Source organism: Ruegeria sp. YTSC106 (genome assembly GCF_059609765.1).
In genome coordinates this window covers 149,055-170,893 of record NZ_JBXWMI010000003.1, presented here as the reverse complement: position 1 = coordinate 170,893, position 21,839 = coordinate 149,055, and the positions used below count along the sequence as shown (strand labels likewise).

The following is a 21,839-nucleotide window of genomic DNA, read 5'->3' as shown; positions in this document are numbered from 1 at the left end:
CCAGCCATGAACCAGCACTACCGAGACACGCGCAAGATTGACCCCAGCCAAGGCGCGACGTTGGGCGATGGTACGCCAAACGAAAATGACAGGATCGAGATTGGGCCGACGCAACTTACGTTTGACGAATGGGCTGCTGCGGGGCTGGAGCTTCCCAATCTGGCACGGATGCGGGAACACCGCTGGAAGCGGCTGACGCAGGCCATCGTGGACCGCGGCTTTGGTGGCTTGCTGATTTTTGACCCGCTGAATATCCGCTATGCCACCGACAGCACGAACATGCAGCTGTGGAACACCCACAATCCGTTTCGGGCGGTCCTGCTGTGTGCAGATGGCTATATGGTGATCTGGGATTACAAGAACTCACCCTTCCTCAGCACCTTCAACCCACTTGTACGCGAGCAGCGCTCTGGCGCTGACCTGTTTTACTTTGACCGGGGCGACAAGGTTGACGTGGCCGCGGATGTATTCTCGAACGAGGTACGCGTGCTGGTCGAAGAACACAGCGGCGGCAACAAGCGTCTAGCTGTCGACAAAATCATGCTGCACGGATTGCGCGCGCTTGAGGCGCAGGGGTTCGACATAATGGAAGGCGAAGAGCTGACCGAAAAGACCCGCGCCGTCAAAGGGCCCGACGAAATCCTCGCCATGCGCTGCGCCAGCCATGCCTGCGAAACTGCCGTTGCTGAAATGGAAAATTTTGCCCGTGCCAATGTTGGCGATGGCAAGACCTCAGAAGATGATATCTGGGCTGTTCTTCACGCCGAAAACATCAAGCGTGGTGGAGAGTGGATCGAAACCCGCCTGCTGGCTTCGGGTCAGCGGACCAACCCTTGGTTTCAGGAATGCGGCCCGCGCATCACCCAGCAGAACGAGATCATCTCGTTCGACACCGACCTTATTGGATCTTATGGGATTTGCGTCGACATTTCCCGCAGTTGGTGGATTGGCGATCAGAAGCCGCGCGAAGACATGATCTACGCCATGCAACACGCGCATGAGCACATCATGACCAATATGGAAATGCTCAAACCCGGCGTGATGATCCCTGAACTGACTGCAAATTCCCACAGGCTGGACGAAAAGTTTCAGGCGCAGAAATATGGCTGCCTGATGCACGGCGTCGGCCTTTGCGATGAATGGCCGCTGGTTGCTTATCCGGACAAGGCGGTTGAGGGGGCTTACGATTATCCGCTGGAACCTGGAATGGTCTTGTGTGTCGAGGCCTGCGTGGGCGAAGTCGGCGGCGATTTCAGTATCAAATTGGAGGACCAGGTTCTCATAACCGAAGACGGATATGAAAACCTGACGAAATACCCCTTCGATGCCCGATTGATGGGATTCGATTGAGGCCAAAGCCTCATTCTGACCAATGCGACCGGCGAACGTTGCCGTGCCAGTCTTCGACAGTTGGACTTAACTGATCCTGAGGCCCGCTGAAGACAACGGGCCGGGACTGCCCGACGGCGAAGCCCAAAAGGCCAGCCAGAACAATCGCCAGAACTGTAACTGGAAGTATCTTGGGAAGGTGTGCGGCGGCGTCTGCATGTGTCATCTGTGTCTCCTTTATCAATTGCTGTGGTGAGTAGATGGGCCTGGCAATGCCATAAGTGAAACCAATGTTTGTTGAATAAAACATCACAATTTTTGATGTCCATCCAACCTACCCCAGAGTTACGACCGCTTCTGCCACTCACCTCAGGCATCTGTCAGATCGCAAAGCGCTCGCTTCGTTCTCACCTTCACGTGACGCGTTTGACATAAGGGTTGTGACCCGGCGGCCTTGAACACAGTATTGGGGATGTTTCCCGGAACCGCTCAAGGAGCCGACATGCCCACGGAACGCATCACTTTTGCCGGACATGACGGCAGCCAATTGGCCGCGCGGCTGGATTTGCCGGATGGTCCGGTCCTTGCGACGGCCCTGTTTGCCCATTGCTTCACCTGCTCCAAGGACATACCTGCGGCCCGGCGCATTTCGGCCCGTCTGGCGGCCATGGGAATTGCAGTGCTTCGGTTCGACTTTACCGGCCTGGGTCACTCCGAAGGAGAGTTCGCCAACACCACCTTCACTTCGAATGTCGAGGATCTGATCTCGGCCGCGCAATATCTGGCCGGACGAAACATGGCCCCTGCCCTGTTGATCGGTCACTCGCTTGGCGGCGCAGCGGTTTTGCGGGCGCGTGCCGGAATTCCGACGGTTAAGGCCATAGTCACCTTGGGCGCACCGGCCGATCCCTCTCATGTGTCCCATCATTTTGAGGATGCCCTGCCCCAGATCGAACAGGACGGCAGCGCCGAGGTTACCTTGGGCGGACGCCCGTTTCGAATTGGTAAAGCGTTTGTGGACGACATTGCGGGATCGGCCCTGTCTGCCTCGATCGCTGATCTCAAGGCCGCTCTGCTGATCCTGCACGCCCCTCGGGACGAAACGGTCAGCATCGACAACGCAAGCACCATCTTTCTGGCGGCAAAGCACCCAAAAAGCTTCGTCACCCTCGACGATGCCGATCACCTGATCACACGGGCCTCTGACGCTGAATATGCCGCGGATGTCATCTCGGCTTGGGTCTCGCGCTATCTGAAACTTTGCCCACCTGCGCCACCTCCTGGGGCGCCGGAAGGTGTCGTTCGCGTGACAGAGGCGGATCCGAATGGCTTCATGCAGGATATTCAGGCAGGTCCGCACCATCATGCAGTTGCAGATGAACCGGTGTCTTATGGCGGCACGGATAAGGGCATGTCGCCCTATGGCTTTGTCTCATCCGGTCTCGGCGCCTGTACGTCCATGACGATAAGAATGTATGCGCGACGCAAACACTGGCCACTGACCAGTGTCAGCGTCGATGTTTGCCATGACAAAGTTCATGCTCAGGATGCCGGTTTGGCAAATGAGGGCAAAGTGGATCAGTTCCGCCGCAAGATCCGCCTGAGTGGCCCGCTTGATCAGGAACAAAAACAGCGCTTGTTAGAGATCGCAGACAAATGTCCGGTTCACCGGACACTCGAAGGCTCGGCACATATAACAACCGAACTTCTTCCTTGAATGGAAGGCCGCCAGATTGGCGGCCCTCATGCCATCAGCGGCGTGGCGATGGCCGATGTATCGGCGGACGCGCGGCAGGTGGCCGTGCCGTTGGGGGCCTTGGCCGCGCAGGCGGTTTGGCAACCGGTGGTTTCGGACGATCCGGGCGCGTTGGTCGGTCTGGACGATTTGGCCGGTCCGGTGGATTGATATCCACATTGATGTCACGGCGGTAGTAATCGTTCCACAGCATCGAGTCATAGAACGGGTCATACCCGTATCCGACGCCAACTGTTACACCGTCACAGGCCGACAGCGACAAAGTCGCAGCCCCCAGCCCCAATGCGAGGGAAATCCGTTTGATCAGTCTAAAGCTCATCTTACCCCCCCTCACTGAAGCGACTGGAACGACGCGAATACGGCATTCAGATCGTCTGCATAATCCGGGTTTGCCCCGTCTCGCAAAATAGCAACGGCTATGGCGACGCGGTTGCGCGGCAAGTCAATGATGGTGGCCGTAAAGCTCACTCCCTTGCCATCCCTGCGCCCGGTCCCGCGATAGACCCGGGCGGGCAACCCGCCGATGCGGGTGTCGCTGGTGCTGGTGATGGTCGGGTCTTTAACCAGAAACTTGTCGATATCCTGCAAGTACCGGACACCATCCTGGATGGTTGCAACTCCGGCAGGCGAAACAAAGCCCATCCAGACCATATCGTCCGTTACTGGACGCAGCCCCATAACCCGTGCCACCGCACGCGGATCATCCAACCCGGTGTCTTCGATCTCTCGCGGGCCGCCTGTGCGCAGCACCCAGAAATCGGGCACGTCGAACCGAAACAGCGCGCGACCATCATCGGTATATGTCACCGGAGTGTCGGCCAATACTGATCCTGCCCCACCCAGCCAGACAGCGGCGCAAGCGGCAAGAATTGGAGATGATAAAAAACGCATATCTCAATAACCTGATAATTTCTTCGCCTTCAGCTTGGCCCCTGAAAGAGCGACTTGTCCAGCACTGCGTTGCAAAGACCCAAGAAAACCACGTTCTGGTATTGCCGTTCCCCACACATGTTGTCTGACTTTTGCAAGCATCGCACCCCAACTTGCAGACAAACGCATGATATCTATTTCGCATAGACCCCGACGGTCTGGCCGCCCGCATCATCAACGAAACGGATCGCTTCCCCATTTCGCCAGACGTCGTAGCAAGCCCACAAATCGGCAGGTGGCCATGTCGAGCAGTATTGATCCCCTCTCACCGCCCAGCGCCCGACACTGGGCCCGCCCGAGAAATACTGCGTGGTCATGCTGGCTTCAAAAACCTGCCAAACACCCGCGCCGTATTCCAGCTTCTTGCCCGCCAAGGTCGTCAGGATTTCCTCTCCGGACAGTTTCTGGAAGTCTCCGGCGACCAAAACACCCGGCCAAAGGGCGAAAAACAGGGCAAACCGTCTCATACCTGCTCTCACATCTTGTTCCCTTGCGCACAGGCGGCTAAACCCCGCGCCAACGCCTCATCCCAATCACAAAAAGGTGCTGCCGCCAATGATTCCCCGTTATTCCCGCCCTGACATGGTTGCCATCTGGTCGCCCGAAACCAAGTTTCGCATCTGGTTCGAAATCGAGGCCCACGCCTGCGATGCCATGGCCGATCTGGGCGTGATCCCGCGTGAGAATGCAGAAGCCGTTTGGAAGGCCAAGGATGTGGAATTCGACGTCGCCCGCATCGACGAGATCGAAGCCGTCACCAAACATGACGTCATCGCCTTCCTGACCCATCTCGCTGAACATGTTGGCAGTGAAGAGGCCCGGTTTGTGCACCAGGGCATGACCAGCTCGGACGTGCTGGACACGTGCTTCAACGTCCAGCTGACGCGCGCGGCCGACCTCCTGATCGCCGATCTTGAAGGGCTTCTGGCAGCGCTCAAGCGCCGCGCGATTGAACACAAGGACACGGTACGCATCGGTCGCAGCCACGGTATCCACGCAGAGCCCACAACAATGGGCCTGACCTTTGCCCGGTTCTATGCCGAGATGGACCGCAACCTGTCCCGCATGCGCGATGCCCGTTCGGAAATCGCAACTGGCGCGATCAGCGGCGCCGTCGGCACCTTCGCCAATATCGATCCCGCAGTCGAGGAACATGTCTGTGACAAACTGGGTCTTGTGCCCGAACCGATCAGCACCCAGGTGATTCCGCGCGACCGGCACGCGGCGTTCTTTGCGACGCTTGGCGTCATCGCCAGCAGTATCGAAAACATCGCTATCGAAATCCGCCACATGCAGCGGACAGAGGTATTAGAGGGCGCAGAATTCTTCTCGATGGGGCAAAAAGGCTCCTCGGCCATGCCGCACAAGAAAAACCCCGTGCTAACCGAGAACCTGACCGGGCTGGCGCGCATGGTGCGCGCAGCTGTGATCCCGGCAATGGAGAATGTGGCCCTGTGGCACGAACGCGATATCTCGCACTCGTCGGTCGAACGCATGATCGGGCCGGATGCCACGATCACTCTGGATTTTGCGCTGGCCCGCCTGACTGGTGTGATCGACAAGATGCTGATCTTCCCCGAAAACATGCTGGAAAACATGAACAAATTCCCCGGCCTTGTCATGAGCCAGCGGGTTCTGCTGGCCTTGACCCAAGCAGGGGTCAGCCGTGAGGATGCCTATGCCATGGTCCAGCGCAACGCGCTAAAGGTTTGGGAACACCGCACCGATTTCAAAGAGGAACTGCTGGCGGACGCCGATGTGACTGCCGCGCTCAGCCCCGAAGAAATCGAAGAGAAATTCGACCTCGGCTATCACACCAAGCACGTGGATACGATCTTCGCCCGGGTATTCGGCGAATAAGGTACGTGTCGACGCCCCCTTCGCACGGCCCGGTCTGTAATGCGCAGGCCGGGCCTTGTTTTTGCCAGACCGCCCGAAATCGGCTATTCTGTGGACGATCTTTTGGGGAGAGGCACCATGATCCGTACCGTTCTTTGCTCACTTGCACTTATTTGCGTGGCATCTGCCGGCCTTGCTTGCAGCGCGCATTCCAAACAGACGCAATCCTGCGCACCGGGCACAACCTGGGACACTGAAACGCAAAGCTGCACGAAATCGGTCAACAGCTGACGAATTTCTGTCCGACTTGTGAATAAAAGCAACCGTTCAACTGTTAGCTTTTTTGTAGATCGCACTATGATTTTGAGAGCAGCCCCGAGAACGGAGTAGGATTATGCGCCTTTTGTTAGCTTCAGCCCTTGCTTTGCAAGCCTTCGCCTTTGCCCCTGTGGTCCATGCCGCAGGCGGCGACAGCAGCAGCCCGCCGAAACCGACGAATACGACCAAGAAGTGTTTGTTCGGTCGGGTCTACGACGAATCCAGAGGTCGGTGCGTCAAACCCAACAAAACCAATCTATCGGATGATCAGCTATACGATGCCGTCCGCGAATTGGCCTATGACGGGCAGTATGGGCACGCTCAGGATATCCTGCGGATCATGGATCAGGACAATGACCGCGTGCTGACCTATTGGGGCTTTACCTACCGCAAGATGGGCGAGTTGGAGCTGGCGAACGTCTTTTATCAGAATGCCATCAATGCCAATCCCGACAATCTTCTGGCGCGCAGCTACATGGCGCAAGGCTTTGTAGCCGAAGGCAAAACCGATCTGGCAATCGAGCAATGGCGTGAGATCAAAGCCCGTGGCGGCGAAGGAACGTGGGCCGAGGCGTCCCTGCGCGACGCCATCCGGACAGGGTTGACCTACAACTACTGAGCTTCAGGGTTATTTAACCCGACTCTCCTAATCTGCCCGTTGTTCGGAATTTTTGGCACTACGGGCAGATGCAGGACACAAACGCATTGATACAAATGGCAAATGGGGGGTCAGCCCCTCTTGCTGCGGGGGATGACGGCGCGCCGAAAATTGTTCCGCGAACACTGACCGGCCGGCAAAAAGCGGCCGTTGTCGTGCGCCTTCTGTTGAACGAAGGCGCCGATATTCCACTTGAGGAATTGCCCGACGACCTGCAAGAGACGTTGACCCATCAGCTTGGGCAAATGGGCCTTGTGGATCGCGCAACTCTGGGCGCAGTGGCCCAGGAATTCAGCGATGCTCTGGACAACATCGGGCTGGCATTTCCACATGGGCTTGCAGGTGCATTGGACGCGGTGAACGGAAAGATCGCACCATCGACTGCCGCGCGCCTGCGCAAGCTCGCCGGGGTGCGCCAGATCGGCGATCCATGGCAACGCTTGCGTGACGTACCCATTGAGGATCTGGCAGCCATGGCTCAGGCGGAAAGCACCGAAGTGGCGGCTGTCATGCTTTCAAAAATGGATACCGCACAGGCGGCACAGATGCTGGGCCGCATGCCGGGCCCGGTTGCGCGACGAATTACCTATGCCATCTCGAAAACAACAAATGTCACCCCCGAAGCGGTTGAGCGCATTGGCTGGTCGCTGGCCGCGCAACTGGATCAGCAGCCTGCTCAGGCTTTCGACAATGGTCCCGGCGCGAGGGTCGGCGCGATCCTGAATCAGTCGCCGGCCGCTACACGAGACGACTTGTTGAACGCACTTGACGAGGACGACGCCGATTTCGCGGATTTGGTGCGCCAGTCGATCTTCACCTTTGCCCATATCTCAAGCCGCATTGCTGCCCGCGATGTTCCCGCCATCCTGCGCGAAGTGGAACAGCCGGTTCTTGTCACGGCGCTGGCGGGTGCCGCCGCTGATGATGACAAGGCTTCTGTTGAATTCATTCTGTCAAACATTTCGTCCCGCATGGCCGACAATCTGCGCGAGGAAATGGCCGAACGTGGTCGTGTCAAGCAAACAGAGGCCGAAGACACCATGACACAGGTCGTTGCCGCCATTCGCACTCTGGTCGACGCCGGTTCAATTACTCTGATCGAAAAAGATGATGAGGAAGATACGGCCTGATATGTGAAACTAGGAGTTTTGCGCTGTCCGATCACCTGATGCAGGTTCAGGCATTCTGCCCGTCTGGGCGCTTGAGCTTGCAGGCATCGGGCTGTATGTCTGTCTCAGCAATTCGCAACACGCGGTGAGACACCTCCATGCCCGTTGAAAAGTCGGAGCTCAGCCGGTTTGAGCTTGGGAAATACTATGTCGCCAATCTGTTTCTACAGGGGGTCATCGGCGTTATGCGCATGATTTCCTACGAACGGCGTATTGCAACAATGGGCGCCATCGTGCGGTTTCTGGCACCTGTTGTCGGGTTTCGCAAACGTGTCCGTCGAAATCTGAAGCTGACGTGCCCAGACTTGCCTGAAGCCGAAGTCAGGCAGATTTGCCGCGATGTGCCGGACAATGCCGGTCGTGCGATCATGGAGCATTTTTCTCCGGAAGACTTTATCGAACGTCAGAGCAAGGCCAAGATTTCAGGGCCAGGTATCGCAGCGTTTGACGCAGCTATTGCCGAGGGTCGTCCGGTCATGATGATTACGGCCCATTTCGGTCACTACCTTGCCGCGCGTATCGCCCTGCAAACCTACAGCGGTCAGCCCATCGGCTGCCTGTATCGGAGGATGGCCAACCCGTATTTCAACGACGCTTATGTCGAAGCCTTCTACAAGACAGGCGCCCCGATGTTCGAACAGGGACGGCGCGGAATGGTCGAAATGGTGCGCTCGCTGAAAAAGGGCGGGATCATTGCCATCGTATCCGATCTTCACGCAATGGGCGGTGAAGAGCTGACGTTTTTTGGCAAACCCGCCGTGACATCCGTGCTGAACGCCGAATTGGCGATAAAATACAAAGCCGAGCTGATTCCGTGTTACGCGGTACGGCAGCCCAACGGCATCGATTTTGAGATCGTTCTGCATGAACCGGTGCCACATACGGACCCGAAAACGATGACCCAATTCACCAACGACGATCTGGAAAAGATGGTACGGCAGCATATGGGGCAATGGTTCTGGATTCACCGACGCTGGAAGCACTGGAATGGATTGGGAATCAAGCCTGAAGAGATGCCCTGATCATTTGACTCGGGTCGCGGCAACAATCGGCCCATGACCTGCCCTTTGCACCAGAATGACAGCCGGCAAATCTGAACCAAGCTGAACCGCGAATGTTTGCGGTGCAGTTCCATCCCATTGCCCTGCAATCTGCCAGGCCTCAACGACATTGGCATAGTCCAACTCGTGCCCGGCCAGTTCTCCACGACGGATCGATGCGTGCCGCATAGGTGAGTATTGAACGACATGCACGTCGTAGGTTTCTTCTTTCGGCAACTCAACTGGAGTGACATCCACTGTCGCCACATCGGCTGAGCGAATGGCAGTCACCGACGCTTCGGGTGCTGCTTTCAGATGCGCTTCGATCAATTGATCAAGTTCCCGGGCTTGCGCCCCGACAATATCGTGCTGCCCGTTGATCACCATCTGCGGGGTGTAGATCATCGATCGCCCTCCCTCGCGGGCATAAGCCCGCTGGCGGAGCGTATGATCAGGGTCTGCATATTCGTCCTTCCAGCCAATATAGTCCCAGTAGTCGACATGCAGAGCCAGCCCTATGACGTCGTCCCGCTTGGCCAGATCATGCATGATCCGATCCGCCGGCGGGCAGGATGAACACCCCTGAGACGTGAACAGTTCGACCACCACCGGGTCTTCCTCGGCCGCGACCTGTGCCGTCACAAAACAGGAAAACACGGTGGTCAATGCAATGGATCTGAACATGAGAACTCTCGGGTTGAGCGGTTGGGTCTCAGGGATAGCTGCTTTGACGCTCAACGGCCAATCAAGGTTTCTTGAGACATTGACACACGCCCCCAAGGGAAAAAGTGTACAATAGTATACAAATTTACCCCTCAACGCCTGTTCGACCTTGAACACGGGGCCTTGGTGATGCAGATAACACTCAGCAAATCCTAAAATCCAAGTCATTTGAGAGGGAGGCCACAGATGCCCATCAAAGTCGGACAGGATACCGCCAATACGCGCCGCAGTCTGAGCGTGAATGGTAAATCCATTTCCTATTATTCCATCCCCGCCGCGCAAGAGGCGGGCCTGGGCGATTTCTCCAAACTGCCTGCCGCACTCAAGGTAGTGCTGGAAAACATGTTGCGGTTCGAGGATGACGGGTTCTCGGTCTCGGTCGATGACATCAAAGCCTTTGCCGAATGGGGTGCCAAAGGCGGGAAGAACCCGCGCGAGATCGCCTATCGTCCGGCCCGTGTACTGATGCAGGATTTCACCGGCGTTCCAGCCGTTGTGGATCTGGCCGCGATGCGGGACGGCATCAAGGCGCTGGGCGGCGACGCGCAAAAGATCAACCCGCTGAACCCGGTCGATCTGGTCATCGACCACTCGGTCATGATCGACGAATTCGGCAACCCGCGTGCGTTCCAGATGAATGTGGACCGCGAATACGAACGCAACATGGAACGGTACCAGTTCCTGAAATGGGGTCAGGGCGCGTTCAACAACTTCCGTGTTGTTCCCCCCGGCACCGGTATCTGCCACCAGGTGAACCTTGAATATCTGGCACAGACCGTTTGGACCGATACTGACCAGAACGGCGACGAAGTCGCCTATCCTGACACTCTGGTTGGCACTGACAGCCATACCACCATGGTCAACGGCATGGCCGTTCTGGGCTGGGGTGTTGGCGGGATCGAGGCCGAGGCCGCAATGCTGGGTCAGCCAATCTCGATGCTGATCCCCGAAGTCGTGGGCTTTGAACTGACCGGCGATCTGGTCGAAGGCACCACCGGCACCGACCTGGTTCTGAAAGTCGTGGAAATGTTGCGCGAAAAAGGCGTTGTCGGCAAGTTTGTTGAATTCTTCGGCGAAGGTCTGGATCGTCTACCGCTGGCCGACCGCGCGACCATCGCCAATATGGCACCGGAATACGGTGCAACATGTGGCTTTTTCCCAATCGACGGCGAAACGCTGCGCTACATGCGCAACACAGGGCGCGACGAAGATCGTGTCGCTCTGGTTGAAGCCTACGCCAAGGAAAACGGTTTCTGGCGTGACGAGAACTACGCGCCGATCTACACCGACACCCTATCCCTGGATATGGGCACTATTGTTCCGGCGATCTCGGGGCCCAAACGCCCGCAGGATTATGTCGCGCTGACCGACGCCAAAGCTGCTTTCACCAGGGAAATGGCCGAGACCTTCAAGCGCCCGATGGGCAAACAGATTGAGGTCAAAGGCGAAAACTATGGCATAGAATCGGGTAAGGTCGTGATCGCCTCGATCACTTCCTGCACCAACACCTCGAACCCTTATGTGATGATCGGAGCGGGCCTTGTGGCGCGCAAGGCAGCCGCGCTGGGTCTGGATCGCAAACCTTGGGTCAAAACCTCGCTGGCACCAGGTTCGCAGGTTGTGTCCGCTTACCTGGAGGCCGCAGGCCTGCAGGAGGATCTGGACAAGATCGGCTTCAACCTCGTCGGATATGGCTGCACCACGTGTATTGGCAACTCGGGGCCAATCCAGAAAGAAATCTCAGAGGCAATTGCGGAGGGCGATCTTGTCGCCACCTCGGTCTTGTCGGGCAACCGCAACTTCGAAGGTCGGATCTCGCCCGATGTGCGGGCCAACTATCTGGCTTCGCCGCCTCTGGTCGTCGTGTACGCGCTGGCGGGCACCATGGATATTGACCTGACATCCGAGCCGATCGGTCAGGACAAGGACGGCAATGACGTCTATATGAAAGACCTCTGGCCTACCCAACACGAGGTCGCGGAATTGGTCGAACGGACCGTCACACGCGAAGCGTTCCAGTCGAAATACGCCGACGTTTTCAAAGGGGACGAAAAATGGCAATCGGTTGAAACCACTGATGCAGAAACCTATGACTGGCCGCCGACATCGACCTATATCCAGAACCCGCCCTATTTCCAGGGCATGGGCCCCGAACCAGGCACGATTTCCAACATCGAAGGCGCCAAGGTTCTGGCCGTTCTGGGCGACATGGTCACAACCGACCACATCTCACCTGCTGGGTCATTCGCGACGACTTCGCCCGCAGGCCAGTACCTGATCGAACGTCAGGTTCAGCCGCGTGAATTCAATTCATATGGTTCACGCCGCGGCAACCACGAGGTGATGATGCGCGGCACATTCGCCAACATTCGCATCAAGAACGAGATGCTGGACGGCGTCGAAGGCGGTTACACCAAGGGTCCGGACGGCGAACAGACGTCAATCTACGACGCCTCGATGGCCTATCAGGCGAATGGCACCCCGTTGGTGGTATTCGGTGGCGAGCAATATGGGGCGGGCTCAAGCCGCGACTGGGCGGCCAAGGGCACGGCGCTGCTGGGCGTGAAGGCCGTAATCGCCGAGAGCTTTGAGCGTATCCACCGTTCGAACCTTGTTGGTATGGGTGTCATTCCGTTCGAGTTCACAGGAGGCGACAACCGCAAAACCCTTGGGCTGAAGGGGGATGAAATCGTTTCGATACACGGGCTGGATACAATCGAGCCGCTACAGGAAGTCCCCTGCACCATCGTTTATAGCGATGGAACCGAAAAGACCATCACCCTGAAATGCCGTATCGATACCGCGCCTGAGATTGAATACATCGAAAACGGTGGCGTATTGCATTACGTCCTGCGCAATCTTGCGAAGGCATCATAACCGATAGCAAAGCATGCAATTCAAACCCCCGGCCATCTGCCGGGGGTTTTTTGTATTCTGGTCATTTATTCGAAAACCTGAAATTGTTAGGCAAGGTCATCAACGGAAACCAATCGCTATGAAGAAACCCAACGCCCTGCTGGTGTGTTCGCTCAGCGTAATTGCAGTGATCGGAATATGGGGCGTCGTGGACATTCAAAGTCTGGTGACCTGGGCCAGTGGCATCGTCCAACAGACCTTCCACAGCCGCGGCTGGTTCGTGATGCTCGCCGCTTCGGGCATGTTGATCGGATGCCTGTTTCTGGCCTTTTCACCCTATGGCAATATTCGCCTTGGCCGGGATGACGAGGAACCAGAGTTTTCCACGGCTACATGGATTTCGATGTTGTTTTCTGCGGGCATGGGCGTCGGCCTGCTGTTTTGGGCTGTGGCGGAACCGTTGACCCATTTCAACTTTATCAACGGTATGGCACCGGATTTCATCGCGGCGCAACAAGCCATGCTGGCGACGAACTTTCACTGGGGCTTACACGCTTGGGCCATATACGGATCAACCGCGCTTTCCATCGCCTTTTTCAGTTTTCGGCGCGGCACCGAGATGATGGTCAGCGCGCCGATCAAAAGCCTGTTTCCCGGCGAACGCTGGGCTGAACGTGTCGGATGGCTTTCGGATTTCATGGCGATCATCGCCATTGCCATTGGTGTCGGCGGTTCCATGGCCATGGGCGTATTTCAGGTGGCAGACGGCATCGCCGTTCTGGGCGGTCGTGAAACCGTCGGCGCCCTTCTGATTGGCGCCGTGTTTCTGGCAATGGTCGCGGCCTATATCCCGGCACTCCTGATCGACCTGGGTCAAGGTATGGCGCGCTTGTCCAATGCCGCCATGCTGATCGCAATCGGCCTTGTTGCCTACACGGTGGTCCTTGGCCCCACTGAATACCTTCTGAATACCATCGTTCAGGGGTTCGGGGACTATGTCACCAACGTCATTCCCAGGGGCTTTCAGACTTTTACGTTCTTCGGCGATGACGTCACCAGATGGTTCAGTGATTGGACACTTACCTACATGGTCTGGTGGATCGCCTGGGGCCCATTTGTGGGCGTCTTTGTCGCCCGCATCTCTCGCGGTCGCACGATACGGGAATTCGTGATCGGAGTATTGTTCGCCCCCACCCTGTTTTCAATCCTCTGGTTCGGTGCATTTGGTGGCATTGGCCTGTTCGAGGCGCTCAATGGCGCTGGCGAACTCTTGTCCTATACGCAGACAAACATTGAACGTGTAACCTTCGTCCTGCTCGACCGGCTTCCACTGTCTGTGATTACGACGCTTGCCACGGTACTGGCCGCCTTTCTGTTCATTGTAACCAGCGTCGTAAGTGCGGCATTTGTTCTGGGCACCTTCTCGACGGGCGGGGACGAGAATCCCCCGCCGCGCGTCCGGCTGATCTGGGGGGGATTGCTTGGGCTGCTGAGTGTCGCGATGATCCTTTCGGGATCAGTGGACTCGGTGAAAACCCTCATTTCGCTTGGCGCATTGCCCTTTGTCTTCATTTCAGTCCTGCTGATGGTTTGCTTGTTCCGTGGGCTCAGAGAGGAGGGGCAACGCAATGCTGATCGGTGATCTCACGGACACGCTGATGAATCTTGTAACCTTCGCGTTCATCGCGGCAATGCTCTGGATTTTGCTGCGCAAGTGACAGCATTCCGACAGCGCAAAAATCAACGTTGAATCTTGGGTGCTTTGCCGGTCAACTGAGTTCATGAAAAAAGTTGCACTGATAACCGGTGGCGCCCGTGGGATCGGGAAGGCAATAGTCGAAGACCTGAGCCGTGATCACCATGTTGCCTTCACCTGGTTGGCCAGCCAGCCCGATTCTGAAATGCTGAAAGGCGGGGTTCTGGCAATTCAGTCGGACCTTACAAAAGACAATCAACCGGCCCAGATCATCGAAAAGGTCATCGATGACTTCGGGCGACTGGACGTGATTGTGAACAACGCGGGTCTTGTTCGTTCCACTCCGAAACAAGAGTTCAGGGTTGAAGACCATCACGCCATTCTTGACCTCAATCTGCTGGCCCCCGCCGCGTTGCTGGCTGCGGCATTGCCGCATTTGAACCGCGGCGCATCAATCGTCAGCATTTCGTCGATGAACGCGACACTGCCACCGCGCGACGCCGTGACCTATGGGGCAAGCAAGGCCGCTTTGAACCTCTGGACACGCGCAATGGCGAAAGAGCTTGGCCCGGAGGGCATCCGTGTCAACGCGGTTGCGCCGGGCGCCATCAACATCCCCGAAGCCCCCCGTCCAGACGATCTGACATCGCTTTTCGTCAAGGAAACGGCTCTGGGCCGGATCGGAAGACCCGAAGACATCGCCAGCGTCGTTCGGTTTCTGGCCTCGGACGCGGCGGGATTCGTAACCGGAGAGGTTCTGGGCGTGACCGGAGGGTATCGCCTGTAGACCCGCTTTCGCTTGGCTTTAGGATCTGCCTTAACCACCCGCGGCTTTTTCCAACGCCGGTCGCAGAGTGTTTTCAATCACACGCTGCGTAATCGGGCCTGCAAAGCGCAAGATGATGGTGCCGTCACCATCGATTACATAGGTTTCGGGCACGCCATAGAGCCCCCAATCCAAGGCCATGCGGCCCTGCTCGTCACGGCCAATCGCGGCGTATGGGTCACCCAGCTCGGTCAAAAACGCTTCGGCGTTGCCCAGCTGGTCTTTGTAGTTGATGCCATAGACCGGGATACCTTCGGCAGCCAGGGCTTCCAGATTGGGATGCTCGGCACGGCATGGCGCGCACCAGCTGGCCCAGTAGTTGACCAGTTTGACTTCTCCATCCCGCAGCGTGGCATCGTCGAACAGCTTCTTTTCCGGGAACTCGCTCAGAACCACAGGCGGAGCCGGTTGGCCTTCGCGGGCAGAGGGTAACGCGTTGGGGTCTTCACGGAACATACCGATCCCGGCCAACACGGCGAAAGCGCCAAAAATCAAAGGCGGCGCGATCATCAGGGGCGATATCTTAGCCATTGCGCGAAATCCTTTGTTCGATTTTTTCCATTTCAGTGCGCATCTTGCGCCCTCGCTTCACACTGAACACGATCAATGCCACAAGCAGCACGACGGACACGGCATAAGACGACAGTACGGCGTCAGCATATTTTCCAAGATCGGGGATCATCCGCCCACCCTTTCCCGCGCCAGCAACGCTTTGATACGACGCGCGCGGATTTCAGTCCCGGTGCGGTACAATACCAGCGCAATGAACAGCAGAACAAATCCGATGATGCACAACAACAACGGATAGAAGTAGATGTTACTCACCTTCTCTTCGGTATCGGCACCCGTCACGGCAGCCGCGCGCATGACCGATGCGCCCTGATGCAGGCCCTGGTTCCAGAAGTTGACTGCATATCGGCTGAGCAGCGCAAACACGGATCCTACGAGACACAGAACCGAGGTCAGGTCGGCCGCAGTGTCCGGATCCTCTATGGCTTCCCACAAAGCGACATAGCCAAGATAGAACAGGAACAGGATCAGAAACGCGGTCAGGCGCGGATCCCAGGCCCACCAGGTGCCCCACATGGGCTGCCCCCAGATCGCCCCGGTCAATAACGCAATCAGGGTCATCACGATCCCGATCGGTGCAGCCGCCCGTGCCGCCAGCGCGCTGACATGGTGACGCCGCACCAGCCAGACCAGAGAAGTTGCCAGCATCATCAGCCAGCAATTGATCGCCATCAGCGCCGCCGGTACGTGCAGATAGATGATCTTGACCGTCGACCCTTGCTTGTAGTCGTCCGGCGTGAAGAAGAACCCCCAGACCAGCCCAACGACGATGCAGATGATCGAGACGATCCAGAAGAACGGCAGGACACGTTCACTGGTCGCAAGAAACTTGCGCGGGTTGGCGTATTCCCAGAGGGCGTTGGCTTTGGCTGCGATTGTCATGGGCCCTATCTAGTCCGAGTTGGAGGTTTTCTCAATTGACATCAGTCAAAGCTAGGACGGTTCACCGCAGATTGATACGTAACACAGCAGCGCTGGCAAAAGGCAACAATGCGATCGTCGCAGCCGTGATCCCTGCCAACATCAACAACGGCGTCTGCACGTCCATCCCTGTAGCCCCACGCCGGGCGACCTCGGCCCCGAAAATCAGGGTGGGGACGTAGAGCGGCAAGACCAACAGTGACAACAGCAAACCGCCGCGCTTGAGGCCGACGGTCAGGGCTGCGCCGAATGTGCCGATCACGCTCATGGCCGGGGTTCCGATCAGCAGCGAGGTGACAAGCCAGAAGAAGCCCGGCACAGGCAGGTTAAGCAAGACACCCAGAAAGGGCGCGGCCAGAACCAAAGGCAGGCCTGTGGTCAGCCAGTGGGCCAGCGCCTTGATGGTCACAACAGATTCCAGTGGCAGCGGTGCCGTGGCCAGCAGGTCCAGCGATCCGTCCTCCCAGTCCAGCGCCAGAAGACGGTCAAGAGACAACAGACACGCCAGCAACGCCCCCAGCCAGAGCACACCGGGCGAAATGGTGGACAGCAGCGAGGATTGTGGCCCCACTGCAAACGGCACCATTACGGTCACGATCAGGAAAAAGGCCAGACCCAACCCAAACCCACCGCCCGCACGGAAGGCCAGTTTCAGGTCGCGCAGCAAAAGGGCGATCACAGGAAGCCTCCGTCGAAATCGTCAATGGGTTTGGGTTTGGCCTTGTTCGGGCCGACGTCCAGAACCTCGCCATCCAGACCAAGGTCGATATGGGTGGCGATCAATGCCGACCCGCCCTGCTCCAGATGTGCGCGGACCGCATCGGCGAACATTTGCACTGCGTTTTTGTCCAGCGATACGGTCGGCTCGTCCAGCATCCAGATCGGCCGCCCGGTGACCAGCATTCGTGCCAGTCCCAGCCGCCGTTTCTGACCTGCCGACAGGTTTCCTGCGTGACGGTCCGCCAACTCATTCAGCTGGAAAGCATCCAACGCGGTTTGAATACCGTTAGTGCCAAAGACAGCAGCCCAGAACGTCAGGTTTTCAGTCACTGTCAGCGTCGGTTTCAGCCCGTCTGAATGGGACGCATATGCGATCTGGTCATCTGCCCCATGGATCTCACCGTCCAGCGGCGGCTGCAACCCGGCCAATGTGCGCAGAAGGGTCGTTTTGCCGATCCCGTTCGGGCCGCGCAGAATCAGGGCTTTGCCCGGAGGCAGCTGAAAGCTGAGATGCTCCAGGACGGGAATGCCACCACGGGTGATCGACAGGTCAGTTATAATCAGACTCATGACACCCGCTTATCGGAATGTCATCAGAGGCAAAAGGTGGGATTTGCCGCAGTTCGGTTGTGAGAGCCCTGTTGAGAGAGGATCGAGTGAGGGGCCAGCCCCTCATACACCCCGGGATATTTTCAGCCCGATGAAGGATCCCGTCAGACCGGGATCAGAGCAAGCGCTATTCGGCGACCTTCAGAGAGCAAGACATTGTAGGTGCGGCACGCAGCCGGAGAATTCATGACTTCGACGCCGACTCCGGCACTCTCCAGCCGGGTGCGCAAAGATTGGGGAATGTGGGCCATGTCTTTGCCTGTACCAATCAACAGGACGTCAATCTCGTCAGCCAATTCCAGAAGTGGTTTCGCGTCTGCATACCCACCCCAGTTTGCAGGTCCTGCAGGGCCCGTCAGAACTGCGCCTTCAAACACATCACCGCCAATGCGGAAGAACCCCGGGCCGTAACCATCAACTGGTTTGGCATCTGTAAAGGTAACCTGGTTCAGGCGCATTTCTTCCCTCCTTCAATCCAGGATCGGCAAACCGGACACCACTGCTATCAGAATGACTGAGTAAGCCGCAGCGCGATAGATCCGTTCGAGTTTCGGATCGAACAGAGCCTTGCCGATCAGTGTTGTGGTCAGATAGGGCAAGCCCAGCAGCAGGACAATCCACAGGATCGACAGATCCGCAGCACCTCCGATCAGGATACTGAAGACGATGGCCACATCCAGCAACGCCAGAAAAATGATCGTGTTGGCGCGGATCTTGCGTACATCCGAAGAACTCGCAAGGTAGAATACAATGACAACCGGTCCGGTCAGACCCGTCATGCCGCCGACCACGCCCGCGCTTCCGCCAATAGCCAGTCGTCCGCCTGCCCTCAGTTGCCCCTGCCAGCGCCAGCCGGTGACGATCGCCAACAGGGTCACACCAGTGATGCCGCAGGCGATCCAACGCAACACGACGGTATCGACCTGCGCCATGATCCATAGGCCCAGTGGTACGGTCACAGCCGCCGCAATGCCCATCGTGCTGATTTCGGTCTTGTCGCATTCGCGCCACGCCTGCGGCGCCAACGCAAAGGTCGATACGATCCCGGTCGCCGCCATCAGAAAGACGACATCAGCAATCGGCAGAAATTGAGTGGCCACCGGCACAAAGATCATCGCGGTGCCAAAACCAGTGAAGCCGCGGACAAGTCCCGCGGCTCCGATGGTAAGTACCAACCAACCCAGCCCCGGCAGGGACAGGGCCTGTTGCAACGCCTCAGGCATCGATATTTGCAAACTGGTTGCCCGCCGTGTTCGACGGCTTGGACCAGTCGCGCTTGACCCCCAGCCACAGTAGGATGGTCGAGGCCACGAAGACCGATGAATAGGTGCCCACTATCACGCCCCAGATCATCGCGAAAACGAAGCCGCGGATCACATCGCCGCCCAGAACATAAAGTGAGATCAACGCCAGCAACGTGGTGACCGAGGTCATGACGGTCCGGCTGAGGGTCTCGTTGATCGAAATGTTCAGCACCTCTTTGAGGTCTTTCTTTTTGTATTTCCGCAGGTTCTCTCGCACCCGGTCGAAGACGACCACGGTATCGTTCAGCGAATAACCGACGATGGTCAGAAGGGCCGCGATAATAGCCAGATCAAAGCGGATTTGCAGTTCCGAGAATATACCGATGGTCAGGATCACATCATGAACCAGTGCCGCCACAGCGCCCAGTGCGAACTGCCATTCGAACCGGAGCCAGATATAGACAAGCACCGCGCCGATCGCCAACACCACCGCGATAACGGCAGTTTGGATCAGCTCACCGGAGACTTTGGGGCCGACGGATTCCACTGACACGAACTGAATGTCGGGAACAACCAGCTGTAGCGCTTCTTCCACGGCGGTGATGGTCGCAGCTTCGACAGCCTCGGCATCTTCTTGCGCCTGAATGCGGATCATCGCAACGTTTTCGTCATCCGCAAAAGTCGGATCGAAAATCTCGGTAATGGTCACATCGCCCAGTTCCAGAGGAGCGATGGCGTCACGATAGGTGCCCACGTCGATCTCAACCGCACTTTGCGTCCGAATTGTGGTGCCACCCCGGAAATCGATGCCGAAGTTCAGCCCCTGAAGCATGAAGGACGTGAACGCCACGATCATCATCAAGGCCGAGATGCCCAGCCAGACCTTCCAGCGGTTGAAGAAATCGAACGAGGTGTTCTGGGGTACGAGTTTCAGTCTCATTTCAAACCTCGATCATTTTCGGACGACGGCGTTCGAACCACATGACGACCATCAGGCGCGTCACGAAGATCGCGGTGAAGACCGAGGTCAGAATGCCAAGGCCCAGAGTAATTGCGAAGCCGCGCACCGGGCCACTGCCCATTGCAAACAGGATCACAGCAGTGATGAACGTCGTCACGTTCGCGTCCAGAATGGCCGACAACGCCTTTTCATAGCCTAGTTCAATGGCACGGGCCGGACCTTTGGCGGATTTCAGTTCCTCGCGAATACGTTCGAAGATCAGCACGTTGGCGTCCACCGCCATACCGACTGTCAACACGATCCCCGCGATACCCGGCAGGGTCAGGGTTGCTCCGATCATGGACAGCAGACCGAACAACAGGCCCACGTTGATGATCAGCGCGATGTTGGCGAAGATCCCGAACAGACCATAGCTGAGCGCCATGAATACCAGCACCGCGACAAAGGCCACGATGGTGGCGACTTTGCCCGCGTCGATACTGTCCTGCCCCAACTCGGGTCCGATGGTACGTTCTTCGAGGAATTCCAAACCTGCAGGCAGTGCGCCCGCTCGTAGCAGGACGGCCAAATTGGTGCTTTCCTCAACTGTAAAGTTGCCGGTGATGATGCCCGAACCGCCCGGAATATGGCTTTGGATCACGGGGGCCGATATCACCTCATCGTCCAGAACGATGGCAAAGGGGGCTCCGATATTGTCGCGGGTGTAATCCCCGAATTTGCGCGCACCAGACGTGTTGAACCGGAAGCTGACCGCAGGGCGACCGTTTTGGTCGAACGCAGGCTGCGCATCGACCAGTTCCTCGCCGGTAACAACCGGCGCGGACTCAATGGTGTAGTAAACGCCGCTTTCGTCAATCGACGGCACGATTTCCTCACCGATGCTTGCAACGGCATCCGGGTCGGTGCCGCGTCCGGCAACCGGGTTAAAGGTCAGTTGCGCCGTGGTGCCGATGATCTCTTTCAACTCGCCCGCGCTGCCGATGCCGGGCACCTGAATCAGGATACGATCAGCACCCTGACGCTGAATGGTGGGCTCTCGGGTGCCCACTTCGTCGATCCGGCGGCGGATGATTTCCAACGACTGACGCACTGTGCGATCGTCTGAGGCCAGCTTTTCTGCTTCGGACAATTTAACCACAAGGGTGTCACCATCGGCATGTGCTTCGATATCCGTGGCCCCGACGCCGGTCAGCGTCTGCACCTGACGGGCAAGACCGCGCACGACCTCCAATGCCCGCGACATGCCCTCGGGTTGGCTGATGCGCACGCGAATCTCATCGGGGCCCGAGTCCTGACGTCGGATTGTTCCAACGGTTGAACGCTCATCGCGCAAGGCGTCACGGATTTCCGGCCACATCGCCTCCATCCGGGTCTCGTAGACGTCCTGCACTTGAACTTCGGCCAACAGATGTGCACCGCCCCGCAGGTCGAGACCCAGATTGACCAGTGATGAGGGCAACCAGTTCGGCCATTGCCCGGCTTCGGCCTGCATCTCAGGCGTATCCACGCCCAGTTCAATTGCGGCCTTGGCGTCGTTCGATTGTTCTACCCGCGAGTAAAACGCGTTTGGCAGGGCCATGAGCAGGCCAGTCACGCAGACTAGCAAGATCAGAACCCGCTTCCAGGTATCAATTTGCAGCATTACCCTGCCTTTTCAAGGAATTGTAAGTCGAG

At 57.5% G+C, this 21,839-nt stretch carries 23 protein-coding genes; 9 read left to right on the top strand and 14 right to left on the bottom strand.

Features of this window, described 5'->3' with window-relative positions; genetic code table 11:
- The first annotated feature begins 6 nt into the window (after positions 1-6).
- Positions 7-1,350 carry a dimethylsulfonioproprionate lyase DddP gene (gene dddP, locus AC2FEB_RS05220; protein ID WP_496671403.1) on the top strand — a complete coding sequence of 448 codons (1,344 nt, stop codon included), beginning with the start codon at positions 7-9 and terminating at the stop codon, positions 1,348-1,350.
- Between the two features lie 10 nt (positions 1,351-1,360).
- Here dddP and AC2FEB_RS05215 read toward each other — a convergent pair whose 3' ends face one another.
- Positions 1,361-1,555, bottom strand: coding sequence for a hypothetical protein (locus AC2FEB_RS05215; RefSeq protein ID WP_496671405.1), 195 nt, complete (start codon positions 1,553-1,555; stop codon positions 1,361-1,363).
- A 276-nt stretch (positions 1,556-1,831) separates the two neighbouring features.
- On the opposite strand from AC2FEB_RS05215, the gene AC2FEB_RS05210 reads away from it, so the two are divergent.
- Complete coding sequence (locus AC2FEB_RS05210; protein WP_496671408.1) at positions 1,832-3,046, top strand: bifunctional alpha/beta hydrolase/OsmC family protein; 1,215 nt, start codon at positions 1,832-1,834, stop codon at positions 3,044-3,046.
- A 34-nt stretch (positions 3,047-3,080) separates the two neighbouring features.
- On the opposite strand, the gene AC2FEB_RS05205 is transcribed toward AC2FEB_RS05210, so the two are convergent.
- From AC2FEB_RS05205 to AC2FEB_RS05195, 3 genes are all read right to left on the bottom strand, one after another.
- Positions 3,081-3,404 carry a hypothetical protein gene (locus AC2FEB_RS05205; RefSeq protein ID WP_496883895.1) on the bottom strand — a complete coding sequence of 108 codons (324 nt, stop codon included), beginning with the start codon at positions 3,402-3,404 and terminating at the stop codon, positions 3,081-3,083.
- Positions 3,405-3,415: 11 nt separating this feature from the next.
- Positions 3,416-3,976: a hypothetical protein gene (locus tag AC2FEB_RS05200; RefSeq protein ID WP_496671413.1), complete on the bottom strand. Its 561-nt coding sequence runs from the start codon at positions 3,974-3,976 to the stop codon at positions 3,416-3,418.
- Between the two features lie 173 nt (positions 3,977-4,149).
- Positions 4,150-4,482 (bottom strand): hypothetical protein, encoded by a 333-nt coding sequence (locus AC2FEB_RS05195; RefSeq protein ID WP_117868591.1) that lies wholly within the window; start codon positions 4,480-4,482, stop codon positions 4,150-4,152.
- Positions 4,483-4,570: 88 nt separating this feature from the next.
- On the opposite strand from AC2FEB_RS05195, the gene purB reads away from it, so the two are divergent.
- The 4 genes from purB (at position 4,571) to AC2FEB_RS05175 (ending at position 9,021) form a co-directional block, all read left to right on the top strand.
- Positions 4,571-5,875, top strand: a complete 1,305-nt coding sequence (gene purB, locus AC2FEB_RS05190; RefSeq protein WP_496671415.1) for an adenylosuccinate lyase — start codon at positions 4,571-4,573, stop codon at positions 5,873-5,875.
- Positions 5,876-6,248: 373 nt separating this feature from the next.
- The gene (locus AC2FEB_RS05185; protein WP_496671418.1) at positions 6,249-6,791 is read left to right on the top strand and encodes a tetratricopeptide repeat protein; all 543 of its coding nucleotides are present in this window, start codon (positions 6,249-6,251) and stop codon (positions 6,789-6,791) included.
- A 95-nt stretch (positions 6,792-6,886) separates the two neighbouring features.
- Complete coding sequence (locus AC2FEB_RS05180) at positions 6,887-7,960, top strand: flagellar motor switch protein FliG (RefSeq protein ID WP_496671645.1); 1,074 nt, start codon at positions 6,887-6,889, stop codon at positions 7,958-7,960.
- Positions 7,961-8,097: 137 nt separating this feature from the next.
- Positions 8,098-9,021, top strand: a complete 924-nt coding sequence (locus AC2FEB_RS05175) for a lysophospholipid acyltransferase family protein (protein WP_496671421.1) — start codon at positions 8,098-8,100, stop codon at positions 9,019-9,021.
- Here AC2FEB_RS05175 and AC2FEB_RS05170 read toward each other — a convergent pair whose 3' ends face one another.
- Positions 9,022-9,723, bottom strand: a complete 702-nt coding sequence (locus AC2FEB_RS05170) for a DUF1223 domain-containing protein (protein WP_496671424.1) — start codon at positions 9,721-9,723, stop codon at positions 9,022-9,024.
- Positions 9,724-9,948: 225 nt separating this feature from the next.
- Between AC2FEB_RS05170 and acnA the strand changes: the two genes are divergently transcribed.
- From acnA to AC2FEB_RS05155, 3 genes are all read left to right on the top strand, one after another.
- On the top strand, positions 9,949-12,639 hold the full coding sequence (gene acnA, locus AC2FEB_RS05165; protein WP_496671427.1) for an aconitate hydratase AcnA: 2,691 nt from the start codon (positions 9,949-9,951) through the stop codon (positions 12,637-12,639).
- Positions 12,640-12,757: 118 nt separating this feature from the next.
- Positions 12,758-14,260 (top strand): BCCT family transporter, encoded by a 1,503-nt coding sequence (locus tag AC2FEB_RS05160; RefSeq protein ID WP_496671430.1) that lies wholly within the window; start codon positions 12,758-12,760, stop codon positions 14,258-14,260.
- Between the two features lie 139 nt (positions 14,261-14,399).
- On the top strand, positions 14,400-15,101 hold the full coding sequence (locus tag AC2FEB_RS05155) for an SDR family NAD(P)-dependent oxidoreductase (RefSeq protein ID WP_496671433.1): 702 nt from the start codon (positions 14,400-14,402) through the stop codon (positions 15,099-15,101).
- A 30-nt stretch (positions 15,102-15,131) separates the two neighbouring features.
- Here AC2FEB_RS05155 and AC2FEB_RS05150 read toward each other — a convergent pair whose 3' ends face one another.
- From AC2FEB_RS05150 to secD, 9 genes are all read right to left on the bottom strand, one after another.
- Entirely contained in the window at positions 15,132-15,671 is a 540-nt protein-coding gene (locus AC2FEB_RS05150; RefSeq protein WP_117868582.1) for a DsbE family thiol:disulfide interchange protein, read from the bottom strand.
- Positions 15,664-15,822 (bottom strand): heme exporter protein CcmD, encoded by a 159-nt coding sequence (gene ccmD, locus AC2FEB_RS05145; protein ID WP_205511904.1) that lies wholly within the window; start codon positions 15,820-15,822, stop codon positions 15,664-15,666. The genes AC2FEB_RS05150 and ccmD overlap by 8 nt, the downstream gene beginning before the upstream one ends.
- Entirely contained in the window at positions 15,819-16,592 is a 774-nt protein-coding gene (locus tag AC2FEB_RS05140; RefSeq protein WP_117868581.1) for a heme ABC transporter permease, read from the bottom strand. The genes ccmD and AC2FEB_RS05140 overlap by 4 nt, the downstream gene beginning before the upstream one ends.
- Positions 16,593-16,653: 61 nt before the next feature.
- Positions 16,654-17,310 (bottom strand): heme exporter protein CcmB, encoded by a 657-nt coding sequence (gene ccmB, locus AC2FEB_RS05135; protein WP_117868580.1) that lies wholly within the window; start codon positions 17,308-17,310, stop codon positions 16,654-16,656.
- Positions 17,307-17,921, bottom strand: a complete 615-nt coding sequence (gene ccmA / locus AC2FEB_RS05130) for a heme ABC exporter ATP-binding protein CcmA (RefSeq protein ID WP_496671441.1) — start codon at positions 17,919-17,921, stop codon at positions 17,307-17,309. The genes ccmB and ccmA overlap by 4 nt, the downstream gene beginning before the upstream one ends.
- A gap of 143 nt (positions 17,922-18,064) precedes the next feature.
- The gene (locus tag AC2FEB_RS05125) at positions 18,065-18,418 is read right to left on the bottom strand and encodes an Mth938-like domain-containing protein (RefSeq protein WP_496671444.1); all 354 of its coding nucleotides are present in this window, start codon (positions 18,416-18,418) and stop codon (positions 18,065-18,067) included.
- 12 nt (positions 18,419-18,430) lie between these two features.
- Positions 18,431-19,183 carry a sulfite exporter TauE/SafE family protein gene (locus AC2FEB_RS05120; RefSeq protein ID WP_299894140.1) on the bottom strand — a complete coding sequence of 251 codons (753 nt, stop codon included), beginning with the start codon at positions 19,181-19,183 and terminating at the stop codon, positions 18,431-18,433.
- Positions 19,176-20,144 (bottom strand): protein translocase subunit SecF, encoded by a 969-nt coding sequence (gene secF, locus AC2FEB_RS05115; RefSeq protein ID WP_117868576.1) that lies wholly within the window; start codon positions 20,142-20,144, stop codon positions 19,176-19,178. The genes AC2FEB_RS05120 and secF overlap by 8 nt, the downstream gene beginning before the upstream one ends.
- Position 20,145: 1 nt before the next feature.
- Positions 20,146-21,807, bottom strand: coding sequence for a protein translocase subunit SecD (secD, locus tag AC2FEB_RS05110; RefSeq protein ID WP_496671447.1), 1,662 nt, complete (start codon positions 21,805-21,807; stop codon positions 20,146-20,148).
- Between the last annotated feature and the right edge of the window lie 32 nt (positions 21,808-21,839).

What these genes read in the sequence shown, in the direction of transcription:
- AC2FEB_RS05185 (WP_496671418.1), top strand. Translation starts at nt 6,249, where the DNA reads ATGCGCCTTTTGTTAGCTTCAGCCCTTGCTTTGCAAGCCTTCGCCTTT.
- AC2FEB_RS05195 (WP_117868591.1), bottom strand. Translation starts at nt 4,482, where the DNA reads ATGAGACGGTTTGCCCTGTTTTTCGCCCTTTGGCCGGGTGTTTTGGTC.
- secF (WP_117868576.1), bottom strand. Translation starts at nt 20,144, where the DNA reads ATGAGACTGAAACTCGTACCCCAGAACACCTCGTTCGATTTCTTCAAC.
- AC2FEB_RS05180 (WP_496671645.1), top strand. Translation starts at nt 6,887, where the DNA reads ATGGCAAATGGGGGGTCAGCCCCTCTTGCTGCGGGGGATGACGGCGCG.
- ccmD (WP_205511904.1), bottom strand. Translation starts at nt 15,822, where the DNA reads ATGATCCCCGATCTTGGAAAATATGCTGACGCCGTACTGTCGTCTTAT.
- AC2FEB_RS05150 (WP_117868582.1), bottom strand. Translation starts at nt 15,671, where the DNA reads ATGGCTAAGATATCGCCCCTGATGATCGCGCCGCCTTTGATTTTTGGC.
- AC2FEB_RS05200 (WP_496671413.1), bottom strand. Translation starts at nt 3,976, where the DNA reads ATGCGTTTTTTATCATCTCCAATTCTTGCCGCTTGCGCCGCTGTCTGG.
- AC2FEB_RS05215 (WP_496671405.1), bottom strand. Translation starts at nt 1,555, where the DNA reads ATGACACATGCAGACGCCGCCGCACACCTTCCCAAGATACTTCCAGTT.
- AC2FEB_RS05120 (WP_299894140.1), bottom strand. Translation starts at nt 19,183, where the DNA reads ATGCCTGAGGCGTTGCAACAGGCCCTGTCCCTGCCGGGGCTGGGTTGG.
- AC2FEB_RS05140 (WP_117868581.1), bottom strand. Translation starts at nt 16,592, where the DNA reads ATGACAATCGCAGCCAAAGCCAACGCCCTCTGGGAATACGCCAACCCG.
- purB (WP_496671415.1), top strand. Translation starts at nt 4,571, where the DNA reads ATGATTCCCCGTTATTCCCGCCCTGACATGGTTGCCATCTGGTCGCCC.
- dddP (WP_496671403.1), top strand. Translation starts at nt 7, where the DNA reads ATGAACCAGCACTACCGAGACACGCGCAAGATTGACCCCAGCCAAGGC.
- ccmA (WP_496671441.1), bottom strand. Translation starts at nt 17,921, where the DNA reads ATGAGTCTGATTATAACTGACCTGTCGATCACCCGTGGTGGCATTCCC.
- AC2FEB_RS05170 (WP_496671424.1), bottom strand. Translation starts at nt 9,723, where the DNA reads ATGTTCAGATCCATTGCATTGACCACCGTGTTTTCCTGTTTTGTGACG.
- AC2FEB_RS05125 (WP_496671444.1), bottom strand. Translation starts at nt 18,418, where the DNA reads ATGCGCCTGAACCAGGTTACCTTTACAGATGCCAAACCAGTTGATGGT.
- secD (WP_496671447.1), bottom strand. Translation starts at nt 21,807, where the DNA reads ATGCTGCAAATTGATACCTGGAAGCGGGTTCTGATCTTGCTAGTCTGC.
- acnA (WP_496671427.1), top strand. Translation starts at nt 9,949, where the DNA reads ATGCCCATCAAAGTCGGACAGGATACCGCCAATACGCGCCGCAGTCTG.
- AC2FEB_RS05210 (WP_496671408.1), top strand. Translation starts at nt 1,832, where the DNA reads ATGCCCACGGAACGCATCACTTTTGCCGGACATGACGGCAGCCAATTG.
- AC2FEB_RS05205 (WP_496883895.1), bottom strand. Translation starts at nt 3,404, where the DNA reads ATGAGCTTTAGACTGATCAAACGGATTTCCCTCGCATTGGGGCTGGGG.
- AC2FEB_RS05160 (WP_496671430.1), top strand. Translation starts at nt 12,758, where the DNA reads ATGAAGAAACCCAACGCCCTGCTGGTGTGTTCGCTCAGCGTAATTGCA.
- AC2FEB_RS05175 (WP_496671421.1), top strand. Translation starts at nt 8,098, where the DNA reads ATGCCCGTTGAAAAGTCGGAGCTCAGCCGGTTTGAGCTTGGGAAATAC.
- AC2FEB_RS05155 (WP_496671433.1), top strand. Translation starts at nt 14,400, where the DNA reads ATGAAAAAAGTTGCACTGATAACCGGTGGCGCCCGTGGGATCGGGAAG.